Raw genomic sequence first — 246 nt, 5'->3', positions numbered from 1 at the left:
CGGTGGACAGTACTCCGCCGTGTACCCGCGTCGATCACCGGGTGGGTGGCAGCTGATTGGTCGGACCGGAGCCAGAATGTGGGATCTTGACCGCGCGCAGCCAGCCCTGGTGAGGCCCGGTGATCGGGTCCAGTACCGGGCTGTCCGCGAGGTAGTTACCGCGGCAGCCCAAGATTCCCAGGCCGATCCGGACCACCACACGGGACCGGGCCTGCGAATTCTCAACCCAGGTGCCCAGAGCCTCAT

1 protein-coding gene is annotated in these 246 nt (G+C 66.7%); it reads left to right on the top strand.

The features are described from left to right. Window positions 1-246, top strand: a 246-nt coding sequence (locus tag ACR9ZK_RS23000; RefSeq protein ID WP_481344230.1) for a carboxyltransferase domain-containing protein, incomplete at both ends; no start/stop codon positions are given.

It is taken from the genome of Monashia sp. HAY1-5C (assembly GCF_056755255.1).
This window is presented reverse-complemented; position numbering and strand designations above follow the sequence as displayed.